This is a genomic window from bacterium (assembly GCA_004322275.1).
In the GTDB taxonomy this organism is placed as follows: Bacteria; Desulfobacterota; Deferrisomatia; order Deferrisomatales; family BM512; genus SCTA01.
The window spans coordinates 49,264-62,616 of sequence record SCTA01000035.1; the positions used below are offsets into that span (position 1 = coordinate 49,264).

14 protein-coding genes and 1 other RNA gene are annotated in these 13,353 nt (G+C 58.2%); all 15 read left to right on the forward strand.

All coding sequences use genetic code 11. The annotated features are described in order from the left end of the window. Nucleotides 1–43 precede the first annotated feature (43 nt). The 15 genes from EPN96_10655 to EPN96_10725 all read left to right on the forward strand — a co-directional run bounded on the left by EPN96_10655 (nucleotide 44) and on the right by EPN96_10725 (nucleotide 13,341). Nucleotides 44–292 carry a hypothetical protein gene (locus EPN96_10655; protein TAL16068.1) on the forward strand — a complete coding sequence of 83 codons (249 nt, stop codon included), beginning with the start codon at nucleotides 44–46 and terminating at the stop codon, nucleotides 290–292. Beyond that, nucleotides 289–603 carry a cell division protein ZapA gene (locus EPN96_10660; GenBank protein TAL16069.1) on the forward strand — a complete coding sequence of 105 codons (315 nt, stop codon included), beginning with the start codon at nucleotides 289–291 and terminating at the stop codon, nucleotides 601–603. The genes EPN96_10655 and EPN96_10660 overlap by 4 nt, the downstream gene beginning before the upstream one ends. 9 nt (nucleotides 604–612) lie before the next feature. After that, nucleotides 613–794, forward strand: a non-coding RNA gene (gene ssrS, locus EPN96_10665) — 6S RNA. A gap of 143 nt (nucleotides 795–937) precedes the next feature. Continuing rightward, nucleotides 938–2,491, forward strand: coding sequence for a ribonuclease Y (gene rny, locus EPN96_10670; protein ID TAL16070.1), 1,554 nt, complete (start codon nucleotides 938–940; stop codon nucleotides 2,489–2,491). Beyond that, the gene (locus tag EPN96_10675) at nucleotides 2,491–3,267 is read left to right on the forward strand and encodes a TIGR00282 family metallophosphoesterase (protein ID TAL16071.1); all 777 of its coding nucleotides are present in this window, start codon (nucleotides 2,491–2,493) and stop codon (nucleotides 3,265–3,267) included. The genes rny and EPN96_10675 overlap by 1 nt, the downstream gene beginning before the upstream one ends. A gap of 41 nt (nucleotides 3,268–3,308) precedes the next feature. After that, the gene (gene lysS, locus EPN96_10680; GenBank protein TAL16072.1) at nucleotides 3,309–4,796 is read left to right on the forward strand and encodes a lysine--tRNA ligase; all 1,488 of its coding nucleotides are present in this window, start codon (nucleotides 3,309–3,311) and stop codon (nucleotides 4,794–4,796) included. Then, the gene (locus EPN96_10685; protein ID TAL16073.1) at nucleotides 4,797–6,032 is read left to right on the forward strand and encodes a lipoprotein-releasing ABC transporter permease subunit; all 1,236 of its coding nucleotides are present in this window, start codon (nucleotides 4,797–4,799) and stop codon (nucleotides 6,030–6,032) included. A gap of 19 nt (nucleotides 6,033–6,051) precedes the next feature. Continuing rightward, nucleotides 6,052–6,729 (forward strand): cyclic nucleotide-binding domain-containing protein, encoded by a 678-nt coding sequence (locus EPN96_10690; GenBank protein TAL16074.1) that lies wholly within the window; start codon nucleotides 6,052–6,054, stop codon nucleotides 6,727–6,729. Continuing rightward, the gene (locus tag EPN96_10695) at nucleotides 6,729–7,415 is read left to right on the forward strand and encodes an ABC transporter ATP-binding protein (GenBank protein ID TAL16075.1); all 687 of its coding nucleotides are present in this window, start codon (nucleotides 6,729–6,731) and stop codon (nucleotides 7,413–7,415) included. Before EPN96_10690 ends, EPN96_10695 begins: the two co-directional genes overlap by 1 nt. Further along, entirely contained in the window at nucleotides 7,304–9,697 is a 2,394-nt protein-coding gene (gene bamA, locus EPN96_10700) for an outer membrane protein assembly factor BamA (GenBank protein TAL16076.1), read from the forward strand. The genes EPN96_10695 and bamA overlap by 112 nt, the downstream gene beginning before the upstream one ends. 24 nt (nucleotides 9,698–9,721) lie before the next feature. Continuing rightward, complete coding sequence (locus tag EPN96_10705; GenBank protein TAL16077.1) at nucleotides 9,722–10,255, forward strand: OmpH family outer membrane protein; 534 nt, start codon at nucleotides 9,722–9,724, stop codon at nucleotides 10,253–10,255. Beyond that, complete coding sequence (lpxD, locus tag EPN96_10710; GenBank protein TAL16078.1) at nucleotides 10,252–11,316, forward strand: UDP-3-O-(3-hydroxymyristoyl)glucosamine N-acyltransferase; 1,065 nt, start codon at nucleotides 10,252–10,254, stop codon at nucleotides 11,314–11,316. The genes EPN96_10705 and lpxD overlap by 4 nt, the downstream gene beginning before the upstream one ends. Then, nucleotides 11,313–11,771: a 3-hydroxyacyl-ACP dehydratase FabZ gene (fabZ, locus tag EPN96_10715; GenBank protein TAL16079.1), complete on the forward strand. Its 459-nt coding sequence runs from the start codon at nucleotides 11,313–11,315 to the stop codon at nucleotides 11,769–11,771. The genes lpxD and fabZ overlap by 4 nt, the downstream gene beginning before the upstream one ends. Next, entirely contained in the window at nucleotides 11,768–12,541 is a 774-nt protein-coding gene (locus tag EPN96_10720) for an acyl-ACP--UDP-N-acetylglucosamine O-acyltransferase (protein TAL16080.1), read from the forward strand. The genes fabZ and EPN96_10720 overlap by 4 nt, the downstream gene beginning before the upstream one ends. Then, nucleotides 12,541–13,341 carry an LpxI family protein gene (locus EPN96_10725; protein ID TAL16081.1) on the forward strand — a complete coding sequence of 267 codons (801 nt, stop codon included), beginning with the start codon at nucleotides 12,541–12,543 and terminating at the stop codon, nucleotides 13,339–13,341. Before EPN96_10720 ends, EPN96_10725 begins: the two co-directional genes overlap by 1 nt. Nucleotides 13,342–13,353: the final 12 nt, after the last annotated feature.

Sequence of the window (13,353 nt, forward strand, 5' to 3'; positions counted from 1 at the left end):
TCCGGTTTAGGATTTGCAAAGGAGCATGGAGAAGTCTATGCATTTGGAAAAACTGGAACTTCTGGAGAGAGAACTGGGCCGTTTCGCTGATGAATATGAGCGGCTCAGGGAGGAGAACAAGGGTCTCCGGGAGCGTCTGGAGCTTCAGACGCTTCAAATCGGTGGATTGCAGGAAGAGCTTGAGCGGTTGCGCTCCCGTAAGGAAAAGATGCGCGACTGTCTCGCCAGGATCGAAGGGGTTGTCGGTAAACTCAGGGATTTGCAACTCAAAGAAGCCGGAGTTGAAGATTGAAGATATGCGAAGTTGACATTTTCGGCGAAAAATACTCGCTAAGAGCGGAGATGGATGACACCTTCGTTCGCGATCTCGCCCGATACGTCGATTCGCGGATGAGGGAAGTCGCCAACGCTTCTCCCTCGGCGTCGCCGTTGCAAGTAGCCGTTCTCGCCGCTCTTGACATCGCAAGCGAAGTGACCGCTCCGGCCGAGGCCGGAGCGGAAAACAGCCAGAAGGTGCTGGCGCTTGCCGATGACGTTGAGACGCGGGCCCGGCGCATGCTTGAACGCATATCAAGGGCCAGCCCCGAGATTCAAAACGCTTAGTAAGGCCGGTTTTCCCTGCTGTGTTCGTGATCATACGGAAATCTGTTGAGCCAATGAAAACTAATAGGGAGTCCTTTGGAGATTGTGGCCGGCATGCCCTTAAGCTGGGAGCCGATAAGCAGTCGCGGGACGCCCACCTTTCCGGGAATGGTTCAACTGAACCTCATTGACACGGCAACGGCGGGGAGCTTTTCGGGGGACGGCGCATAGCCGCCGTCCCTCTCTGCCCCTTCGGCCTGTTCCTCCACTCCATCCCGCTCTCTCCCTGTAAAAGCAGTTCCCAAACCCGTTTTCAGGGTCGTTTCTACGATCCTTTCATTGAAGGGAGAATCCTTTGGAAATCACCACAATTGCCGTCATCGTTCTGGCGATTATCGCGGCTGTCCTTGTCTGGATTATCATCCAGTCTAAGGGGAAAACTCCTCAGAGTCAGGCCGGGGAGGCCGGCGAGCTTATAACCGAAGCCCGCAAGCAGGCCGAGATTATACGCAAGGAGGCCGATCTAAAGGCCAAGGAAGAACTTCTCGCCCAGAGAACCCGTTTTGAAAAGGAAACGGAGGACAAGAAGACCGAGGTCCTGAATCAGGAAAAAAGGATTCAGCAAAAAGAGGAAAATCTTATCCGCAAGGAAGATAACCTCGACAAGCGCGACGAAAGACTCAACGAGCTTGAAAAGCGCCTGAGCCAGCGTCAGGGCGAGCTGGACAAGAAGCAGAGCAAGATCGGCGAGATGGAAAAAGAGATATTGCAGACCCTGGAGAGGGTTGCAGGGCTTACCGCCGAGGAAGCCAAGGAAGAACTGAAGGCCAACCTCCTGAGCGAGGCGCGCCACGAGGCCGCCAGGTCCATCAGGGAAATAGACGAAGAAGCCAAGAAAATGGCCGACAAGAAGGCCAAGGAATACATCTGTCTCGCGATTCAGCGCTACGCCGGAGAGTACGTCCATGAAAAGACCGTCTCCTCCGTGCAGCTGCCGAACGAAGAGATGAAGGGCAGGATCATCGGCAGAGAGGGCAGAAACATCCGCGCCCTCGAAGCAGCCACCGGCATAGACCTCATAGTGGACGACACCCCCGAGACTGTTCTTCTCTCCGGCTATAACCCCGTCCGCAGGGAGGTGGCCCGCATAGCGCTCGAAAGGCTTATCGCCGACGGCAGAATCCACCCCGCCCGCATCGAGGAGGTTGTCGAAAAGGCGGAGAAGGACATCGAAAAGGAGATTCAGGAGGCCGGTGAGCAGGCGACCTTCGACGTAGGCGTCCACGGAATAGCCTCCGAACTCGTCACCCTCCTCGGAAGGCTCAAATTCCGCAGTTCCTTCGCCCAGAACGTTCTCGAACACTCCATAGAGGTCGCTTTTTTGTGCGGCATCATGGCCGCCGAACTCGGCCTGAACGTAAAGCTCGCCAAGAGGGCGGGGCTGCTTCACGACATCGGCAAGGCGGTAGACCACGAGGTGGAGGGCTCCCACGCCGTCATCGGCGCGGAACTCGCCCGCAAGAACCGCGAGCCCAAGGCCGTCATTACCGCCATCGCCAGCCACCACGACGACACCCCGGCGACCTCGGTCCTCGACGTTCTCGTGCAGGCGGCTGACGCCCTTAGCGCCGCGAGGCCCGGAGCGCGCCGCGAGATGCTCGAAACCTACGTAAGACGCCTTGAAGACCTCGAAAAGATAGCCAACAGCTTCGACGTGGTAGCCAAGTCCTTCGCGATACAGGCCGGGCGCGAGCTTCGCATCATGGTCATGAGCGACAAGGTGGACGACGACGGCGCCTTCCTCCTCGCCAAGGACATAGCGAGAAAGGTCGAGCAGGAACTGAGCTATCCCGGCCAGATAAAGATTACCGTCATACGCGAGACCCGCGCGGTGGACTTCGCGAAATAATGAAAATCCTCTTCGTCGGCGACATCGTCTCCGGGGCGGGGCTCAGGACTCTTAAAGCGGTCCTCCCCGAGCTTAAAAAGCGCCTCAGCCCGGATTTCGTAGTCGCCAACGGAGAGAACGCTTCAAGGGGTTTCGGAATAACCCCCCAGAATGTGAAGGCGATAATCGCCTCCGGGGTGGACGTTATCACCGGCGGAAACCACAGCTTCGACCGCAGGGAGATTGTCGATCTTCTGGAGGATTCGGAGAGGGTCCTTCGGCCCGCCAACCTTTCGCCGGGAGTGCCGGGGAAGGGGTTTTGCCTCCGCGAGGCAGCGGGGGTCAAAGTAGGGGTGATTAACCTCGTCGGGAGAATATTCATGGCTCCCTCCGAGCACCCCTTCGTCGCGGCCGACAAAGCCATCGAGAGCCTCAAAAGCGCCGGAGCGCAGACGATTATCGTGGATTTCCACGCCGAGGCTACCAGCGAGAAGGCCGCGCTGGCTTATTACCTTGACGGAAGGGTTTCGGCGGTGCTGGGAACCCACACCCACGTCCCCACCGCCGACGCGAGGATACTTCCCGGCAAGACAGGCTTCATCTCCGACGCGGGGATGACCGGCGACCGGGAATCGGTCATAGGAATCGAGAGAAACGCCAGCATCAGGCGTTTTCTGACCGGGATGCCGGGCGCTTCCCCGAGCGCCGAGGGGAGAGGGACGCTCATGGGCGTTTTCCTTGAGGTGTCCGAGGGCAAGTGCGTTTCAATCAGAAGGGTCGAAGAGATAGAGCCCTGAAGAGACGGTTTTTTGTGCAACTTTTGAAGGAAGCGAAATAGATGGAAACAAGGTACGACAATCCGCTGATACGCCAGCGCCTGGAGAAATCCCAGGCCATGCGCGAAGCCGGGCAGAACCCCTATCCGAACGACTTTAAGCCCGAACACACCGCCGGGATTGTCAAAAAGGAGTGCGGCAGCCTCACCGGCGAAGAGTTGCAGGCGCTTGAGAAGACCTACTCCCTCGCGGGCAGGATCATGGCGGTGCGCAGCTTCGGCAAGGCGGCTTTCGTCCAGCTCGCGGACAGAACCGGGCAGCAGCAGGTCTTCGTACAGAAGGCGGCGCTCGGCGAAGAGGGGTTCGAGGCCTTTAAAAAGTACGACATCGGCGATTACATCGGCGTGGTCGGTAAACCCTTTATCACCCGCACCGGCGAACTAACGGTCGAGGTTAAAACACTGAAATTCCTCTCCAAGAGCCTTCGCCCCCTTCCCGAGAAATGGCACGGGCTCACCGACAAGGAGACGAGATACCGCCAGCGCTACGTTGATCTCATCGTGACTCCCGAGGTCGGCGAGACCTTCAGGATGCGAAGCAAGATCGTCGCCTTCATCAGGAACTTTTTCCACCAGAAGGACTTTCTCGAAGTGGAAACCCCGATGATGCAGCCTATCCCCGGCGGAGCCACGGCGCGCCCCTTCGTCACCCACCACAACGCGCTAGATATGACCCTCTATCTTCGCATCGCTCCCGAGCTTTACCTGAAACGTCTCATCGTCGGCGGACTTGAGAGGGTTTTCGAGATAAACCGCAATTTCCGGAACGAAGGCCTTTCGCACCAGCACAACCCCGAGTTCACCATGCTGGAGTTCTACCTCGCCTACGCCACCTACGAAGACCTCATGGACCTGACCGAGTGCCTCTTCGTGAACATGGCCAAAGAGCTGAAAGGGAGCCACGAGATAGTCTATCAGGAGAAGGCGATAGACTTTTCGCCCGGCTGGGACAGGCTTTCGATGGCCCAGGCGATTGAGAAATACGGGGAGATGAGCGCCGCGGAGACAGAGGACGAAGCGAAGCTTCGCGCCTACGCCAAGAAACTCCATATCGAGGGAGGCGAAAAGATGGCCTGGGGGAAGCTTTTGGCGGAGGTCTTCGAGGCCGTCGCCGAGCCCCACCTCATTCAGCCGACCTTCATTACCCAGTATCCGGTCGAGGTGAGCCCCCTTTCGCGCAGAAACGAGAAGGATCCGCGCTTCACCGACAGGTTCGAGCTTTACATGGCCGGGCGCGAGATAGCCAACGGCTTTAGCGAGCTGAACGACCCCGTAGACCAGATGGAGCGCTTCATGGCCCAGTCGGGCGAGCGCGACAAGGGCGACGACGAGGCCCACTGGGTGGACGAGGACTACGTCCGGGCGCTGGAGTACGGCATGCCCCCCACGGCGGGCGAGGGGATAGGGATAGACAGGGTCGTCATGCTCTTTACCGATTCGGCCAGCATACGCGACGTAATCTTCTTCCCGCACATGAGGCCGGAGGCGTAAATGTCCCGGCTGATGGGCTTTGAGCTCTGGATTGCCTACCGCTACATGCGGGTGCGGGCAAGAGAGATCTTCATAAAGCTCATTACCTGGCTCAGCGTGGGCGGCGTCGCGATAGGCGTGATGGCGCTCGTGGTTGTTCTGGCGGTGATGACCGGCTTTGAAAAGGACCTTCGCGAGAAGATAATCGGCGCGAATCCCCACGTTAAGATAACCGCCAAAGGCAAAGAGCTTAAAAACTACGAGGAGCTTGCGAAAGCGGCCCTTGAGGTTAAGGGCGTCAAGTCCGCCCGCCCCTACGTGGAGCGCAAGATGATGATCTCGACGAAGAAGAGCGCGAGGGGCGTCCTTCTTCGCGGGGTAAAGGCGGGAGCGGCAAGCGGCCTTCCCGACCTCGACAGGGTGGTCAACTCAACCGATCTTTCGGTCACGGCCGGGAGGGAAATGGGGCCGGGGATACTCCTCGGCGCGGAGCTGGCGAAGAACCTCGGCGTGATGCAGGGCGACAAGGTGCGCGTCTTCAGCCCCGGCGGAGCGGAAACCCCTGCGGGGTTTCTGCCGAGGTTCCGGGTCTTCACCGTGGTTGAGACCTTCGTCACCGGCATGTACGAGTACGATTCGGCCTGGGTGCTTATCGATCTCGACGAGGCGAGGGACTTTCTCCGCATGGAGGAAGGGGTCACGGGCATCGACATAAGGGTCGAGGAACCCGCGAACGCCGCCTCTCTGGCTCGCGCGATAGAGGGAAAGGCCGGAGGGGATTATCTGGTCAGGGACTGGATGGAGATGAACCGCTCCCTCTTCGGGGCGATGAAGCTTGAAAAGCTGACGATGTTTCTCGTGCTGGGGCTCATTATCGTCGTCGCCGCCTTCAACATCGCCTCCACGCTCATCATGGTGGTGATGGACAAGACGCGGGACATTGGAATACTGAAATCGATGGGCGCGTCGAAAAAGGCGATAATGCAGATATTCATGCTCAAGGGAGCCCTTATCGGCGTGACGGGAACCGTCCTTGGGGTTTTTCTGGGCGTATCCCTCGGGCTTTTGCTGAAGTCCACGAACATCCTCGGCCTGCCGCCGGACGTTTTTTACATGAGCGCGGTGCCGGTGGAGATGCAGGCCGGAACCATTGCGGTTATTGCCTTGTCCTCGGTTTTCGTCTGCCTTGCGGCTACCGTCTACCCCGCGTGGCAGGCAGCGAGGCTCGACCCGGTCGAAACCATCCGGTACGAGTGAGCCAGGAAGGAAAGTTACGATGGCCGTATTTAAAAAAGACAAGCCGGAATCAAAACTTACGCGCGAGGCGCCGCACGAGGTGGATTTCGAGGCTCTCGCCGGCATCGATTACAAGACCCTCAAGGCTGTCGCGCAGACCTACGCCGACCCGGCCCTTCTCTACCGCCCGATCTCCCTCGTCCGCCCTCTCTTCCGCATGGAGGAGGGGCAGCTATTCCAGAACACCGAACGCCTCACGCTCGGCGAGGAAAACGGTGTCTGCGGCTCGCTGCCGGAGGGAATGGCTTCCTTTATCGACAGCGCCCTCCCCGTGGACAAGGAAGAGATAGGCAGGAGCTTTTCCCCCGTGTCGCTGCCCGTCGGGTCTCTGGTCTTTTCCGAGGACGATCCCGCGGCGTTTTTCTACTTCGTAACGAGGGGGCATCTGGCCGTCTTCATAAAGGAGCCGGGCGGGGCGGAGCCGATAGAGCTTGAAACCCTCGGTTCGGGCGAGTTTTTCGGGGAAGAGGGGCTTTTGGGCCACAAGCACAGACCCTATACGGTGAGGGTCGTGGAAGACGCCCTGCTCATGCGGGCGGAAGTGGAAACGCTCAGGCAACTGGTCAACAGAAGCGCCAGATTGATGGAAATCCTCTCCTCGGTCAGGGAGAGACGTGTCGCCTGCGCTATATCCAGGGTTTTGGGGAGAAATTCCTGATGGAAAAATTTCTCAGGGTCTGCTGCCTGAAGAGGTCTTTCAGGCAGGGAGACACCTGTGTAGACGTTCTCAACGGAATCGATCTGGAGCTTCAAAAGGGCGAGCTTTTGTCGGTCGTCGGTCCCTCCGGCGCGGGCAAATCCACCTTTCTGCACATACTCGGAACCCTGGACCGGCCGACCTCGGGAAAGGTTCTCTTCGACGGCGAGGATGTCTTTGAAAGGCGGGATCAGGACCTGGCCGATTTCAGAAACCGGAAGATAGGATTTGTATTTCAGTTCCATCACCTGCTGCCTGAGTTCACCGCCCTTGAGAACGCCTCCATGCCCGCGAGGATAGCGGGTATGGAGCAGGGTGAGGCGGAGGCTTCGGCGAAGGAACTGCTCGACGGCGTCGGCCTCGGCCACAGGCTCCGCCACCGTCCCTCGGAACTCTCCGGCGGCGAGCAGCAGAGGGTGTCGCTGGCGCGGGCTCTGGTCATGAAACCTTCCCTTCTTCTCGCCGACGAGCCCACGGGGAATCTCGACCACGCCACCGGCAAGGTGGTGCAGGATCTGCTCCTTTACATGAACAGGTGTTACGGCGTCACTCTGGTTGTCGCGACCCACAATCTCGAACTTGCGGCCGAGACCGACAGGGTGCTTACGATAGAAGACGGAAGAGTCGTGAAAGAAGTGATAAATTGATAAAAACCGGATTTCGTTTACTTGCCGTTCTGCTCCTTTTGGGGCTGGCGACGTTTGCCGCGGCCCAGGAGACCGTGCCTTCGGTTACGATAAAGGGACTCCTCCGGCTCGAAGAGACGCCTCTTTTGTCTACGCTAAAGACCGTCGCGGGGAGCGCCTACGACGAGGCGAACCTCAGGGACGACATAAAGGCGCTTTACGACACAGGCAATTTCGATACGGTCGCGGCCTCTCTGGAAAGCGACGGCAGCGTCTCCTTCATCGTGATCGAAAAGCCCGCCCTTCACGACTGGTCCCTGGAGGGGGACGACCAGATCAAGGAAGAGGATGTCGAAAAGGAGTTGCCCCTAAAGACAGGCGAGCTTATCAAGCGCGGAATGGTCGAGCAGTCCGAGGAGATTTTGCGCAGGAAGTACTTTGAGAAAGGATACTACCTTTGCAGGATCACCCCGGAGATTAAAAAGATAGAGGACGGCAAGAACAGGGCCGACCTCGTTTTTCGCGTAAAGAGGGGGGAAAAGGTCCAGGTCCGGAAGATAAACCTGCCGGGAGTCTCGCCAGAGGACGAAAAGGCCCTGCGCGACGGAATGCTCCTTCCGGAGGAAGGATTCTGGAGCTGGCTCACCACGTCCGCCTCCTTCAGCAAAGAGCAGCTCGACAGGGATGTCGAGTGGATAAATTACTACTACGCCGATCAGGGCTACGCCGAGGCGAGGGTAGACAAGCCGGTGGTCGAGCTGACCCCCGACATGCGCTACGTAAGGGTCGATATTCCCATAACCCCCGGCCGTCTTTACGACATCGGGGTTGTCTCCTTTTCAGGCGATTCGCAGTTTGAAGAGGCGAAGCTGCGCGAGGCGGCCGCGCTCAAAACAGGTGAGCGGTTCAGCTCCAAAAATCTGCGCGAGGCTATGTGGAGGCTGGAAGAACTCCATACCGACGAGGGCTACGCCTTCGCCAGGGCGAGGCCGCAGGTCGAACTTGACCGTGAAAAACTGCTTGTGAAGGTGAATTTCGCCATCGAAAAGGGCGACAGGTACACGATCGGAAGAATCGACGTGCTCGGAAACACCATTTCGAGGGATCGCGTGCTCCGGCGCGAATTCGAGATCGCCGAAGGCGAAATATACAAGGGCAGCGCCATCAAGGACGCCCAGAAGAGAATAAACCGGCTCGGCTTTTTTGAATCCGTCGACATGGACCTGCGCCGCAGGCCGGGGACCTCTCTTATAGACGTGGAGGTCAAGGTAAAGGAGCAGCCCACCGGCACGATAAGCGCGGGCGGCGGCTACTCCACCGTGGACGGTATTTACGGCATGATAAACCTGAGCCAGAGAAATCTTTTCGGCTACGGCTACCAGCTCTCCCTGAATGGAATGTTCGGCGTCGAGAACGAGAACTACACGCTCTCCTTCTCCAACCCGAGGGTCTATGACAGCAAGGTATATGCTGGCCTCGATCTCTACAAGAATTACAAGGAGTACTCGGAGTTTATCCGGAAATCCTACGGTTTCAGCCTGAAAACGGGTCTTTCCTTCAACGACGAGTGGAGCTCCCGGATATCCTATTCGCTCGACAATTCGGAGGTTTACGATGTCTGCACCCAGAGCGAGTACGACGCGGGAACCTGCACAGATCCCGCTTCTCTCAGCGTGCAGGAGCAGGAGGGCACCATTATCACCTCCTCCGTAACGCCCTCGATAACCTACGACACCAGAGACAATTACTGGGAGGCGACGAAGGGCGTAAACGTAAAGCTGGCGGCGGAGCTTGCGGGCGGGCCTATGGGTTTCGATTCCGATTACCTGAAGACCAATCTGGACGCAAAAAAGTACTGGCCCGGCCCCTTCGATTCGGTCTTTACGGTCGAGGGACACGGAGCCCACATTAAAAGCCTGAGCGACGAGGAGGTGCCGATTTACGAGCGCTTTGCTCTGGGCGGGATGTATACTATCCGCGGTTTCGGCTACCGCTCCATCGGTCCGAGAGACGAGGCCACCGGAGAGGTTCTCGGAGGCGACAAATACGTTCAGTTCAACGCGGAGTGTTTGTACCCGCTGGTAAAAGAGGCGAAACTCAAGCTGGTCTTCTTTGTGGACGCGGGCAACGTCTGGGACATCGGGGAGGATTTTTTCGCTTCGCGCCTTCGCATGTCCACCGGCGCGGGTTTCAGATGGTTTTCGCCGATGGGGCCGCTTCGGCTGGAGTACGGCCGGATAATCGACGGAATGGAAGGAAGCGGAGACTCCCGCTGGGATTTCAGCATCGGCGGATTCTTTTAAAACGCGAAAAGACGGAGATTTCCCATGAAGAAAACAACACTGGCAATCGTTTTGGCGGTCTTTCTCGCCGCTTTGCTGTCAACGGCGGGGTATTGCGAATCCCAGAAAATCGCCGTGGTCGATTTCGAGAAGTGCCTGACCAAGTCGAAGAAGGGCGCTCGCCTCGGCGGCGAATTTCGGGCCAAACGGGACGCGATAGCCAAGAAAATCACCCTGAAAGAAGACGAGCTCAAGAAGATGATCGCCGACTATGAAAAGCAGTCGCCGCTCATGTCCGCCGAGGCAAAGTCCGCGAAAAAAAGCGAGTTCGAGAAGAAAAAGGCCGAGTACCAGAGCGAGGTCGAATCCGCCGACAAGCTTATGCGCCAGTCCGGCGAAGAACTGACCTCACTGGTCTTCAAGGACCTCGAAGGGATAATAAAGGATCTCGCAAAGAAAGAGGGGTACAGCCTTATCCTCAACAGCTCCGGTGTCTGGGTGCTCTACTATCAGGACGCCCTCGATGTCACCGCCGAGGTCATACGTCTTTACGACGAAAAGGCGGCGGCTGAAAAGTGAGCGGAGTAAGACTGACTCTCAGAGAACTCGCGGAGCTTTTAAAGGCCGAACTCGCCGGCGACGGGGAGATTGCGGTCACCGGCGTTTCCACCCTCGGAGAGGCGGGTCCGGAGGAGATATCCTTCCTCGCGAACAGAAAATACCGCCCGGCCCTCGAATCCACGAGGGCGGGAGCGGTTATCGTCTCCCCGGAGGACCGGGTAGAGGGTAAAAACCTTCTCGTCTCCAAAAATCCCTACCTCGCCTTTGCGCGGGCGGTGAAGCTGTTCAATCCGCCCTCCCATCCCGGCAACGGGGTGAGCGGCGAGGCGTTTATCGCCAAAAACGTCACTCTCGGCGAGGGGGTGAACGTAATGGCGGGCGCGCACGTGGAAGAGGGCGCCGTCGTCGGTCCCCGCACCGTAATCTACCCCGGCGCGTATCTCGGGAAAGAGGCGAAAACGGGTTCCGACTGCATCCTCTACTCCAACGTTACGGTGAGGGAGAGGTGCATCCTCGGCGACCGCGTGATACTGCAGCCGGGAGTGGTCATAGGGGCCGACGGCTTCGGCTACGCCACCGGCCCCGAGGGCCACGAAAAGATTCCCCAGATAGGCATCGTCCGGTTGATGGACGACGTCGAGGTGGGGGCGGGCTCCACGATAGACCGGGCCGCGCTGGGGGAGACGCTTGTCGGCAGGGGAACAAAGATCGACAATCTGGTGATGGTCGCCCACAACGTGACTATCGGAGAGCACTGCTTCATCGTCTCCCAGACGGGGATAAGCGGCTCGACCAAAATCGGCGATTACGTCGTTCTCGCCGGTCAGACCGGCGTTGCGGGCCACATAGAGATAGGCGACAAGGTCATCGCCTCGGGGAGGGCCGGGCTGACCAATTCCGTCGAAACCGGCTCCCACGTCGCCGGAATGCCGCCCCAGCCCCACAGGGAATGGCTGAGGACGATGGGCGCTTACAAGAAGCTCCCCGAAATGTACAAAAACCTGAAAGAACTTGAAAAAAGGCTTAAAAGCCTTGAGGAAGATATGAAGTGCGTCAAACCGCCGGAGGACCCCCAATGATGGACATCAGAAAAATAATGGAGATGATTCCCCATAGATATCCGTTTCTGCTCGTTGACAGGGTGGTCGAGATGGAAAAGGGGAAGTCGATAAGCGTTATAAAGTGCGTGAGCATAAACGAGCCTTTTTTCCAGGGGCATTTTCCGGGTCTTCCGATAATGCCGGGGGTTCTGATCGTAGAGGCGATGGCGCAGGCCGGGGGACTTCTCGCGATTGCCTCCGAAGAGGAGAGCGATACCAACGACAAGCTCTTCCTGTTTCGGAGCATCGAAAAGGCGAAGTTCAGAAAGACAGTCGTTCCGGGGGACGTGCTTCACCTTAACGCGAAGATAATCAAGCGCAGAGGCGGGTTCATGACCTTCGAGTGCAAGGCTCTCGTCGACGGGGAAGTCGCCGCGGAGGCGGAGGTTTCCGCTCTCATGACCGACAAGGCGAGGGGGGAAGAGATAGTATGATTGATCCAAGAGCCGTTATCCACGAGGGAGCGAAACTGCACCCGACGGTAAAGGTCGGGCCTTTCGCGGTAATAGGACCTAACGTCGAGATCGGCGAGTCCACCGAGGTCGGCGCGGCGGCCATCATCGACGGCTACACCACCATCGGGGCTATGAACAGGATTTTCCCCCACGCAGCGGTGGGGCTGGAGCCGCAGGACCTGAAATTCAAGGGCGAAAAAACCCTGCTCACTATCGGCGACAGGAACGTCATCCGCGAATTCGCCACGATGAACCCCGGCACCCTCGGCGGGGGAGGGATAACGAAGGTCGGCAGCGACTGCCTCTTTATGACTTACTCCCACGTCGCCCACGACTGCACTGTGGGCAACCACGTCATACTGGCCAACGCCGCCACCCTGGCGGGCCACGTCGAGGTGGAGGATTACGTCATACTGGGCGGGCTTTCCGGGGTCCACCAGTTTTCGAGGCTCGGGCAGCACTGTATAATCGGGGGCGGCTCCGTCGTCGTCATGGACGTGCCGCCCTTCGTCACCGCCGCCGGAAACCGGGCAAGGCTCTCGGGGCTGAATCTCGTCGGGCTTAAGAGGCGCGAATTTTCCGAGGAGTCGATAAAGGCTATACGCACGGCTTACCGCCTTCTCTTTCAGGGCTCCGACACCCTGACTAAGGCCATAGAAAAATTAAAGTCCATGGAAGAATTCACCCACGCTGAGGTAAGGACTTTCGTGGAGTTTCTGGAGAAGAGCCAGAGGGGAGTGACACGCTGATGTCGAAGATAGGCATCATTGCAGGAGCGGGCGAATTTCCGCTCATTCTAGTGAGAAAGTGCATTGAAAAGGGGGTGGAGCCCGTCGTCGTCGCGATAAAGGAGGAGGCGGACGAATCCCTGAACGAGCTTGTGGACGGGGTCTTCTGGCAGCCGGTGGGCAAGGTGGGCAAGATTCTGAAGTTTCTGCGCACCGCCGGAGTATCGGAAGCCATAGCCGCGGGCAAAGTCAACAAGATGCGCATCTTCCGCGACATCAAGCCCGATCTGACCGCCATGCGCCTTCTCTGGTCCCTGCGCGACCGCAAGGACGACACGATCATGAACAAGGTCGCCGATCTGCTTGCCGGGGAAGGGGTCACCCTACTTCCCCAAACGAAGTTCATGGAGGATTACCTTCCTGAGCCGGAGGTTTTCACCAAGCGCACTCCCACCGAAGAAGAAAAATCCGACATAGAATTCGGTTTTCACATGGCGAAGGAGATAGGGAGCCTCGACATCGGGCAGACCGTCATCGTGAAAAGGCGCGCAGTTCTGGCCGTCGAGGCCATCGAGGGCACGGATTCCTGCATCCTTCGCGGAGGCTCCCTCGGCAACGGGGACGTGGTGGTGATAAAGGTCTCGAAGCCCAATCAGGATCTGCGCTTCGACGTGCCCGCCATCGGGCTCCAGACGATTAAGTCCTGTATCGACGCAAGGGCGAAGATACTGGCCATCGAGGCGAGAAAGACCTTCTTTTTCCAGAAGACGGAATCGGTCCGTCTGGCGAACAGGCACAATATCTCGATAGTTTCCTTCTAGGGCGAAACACGA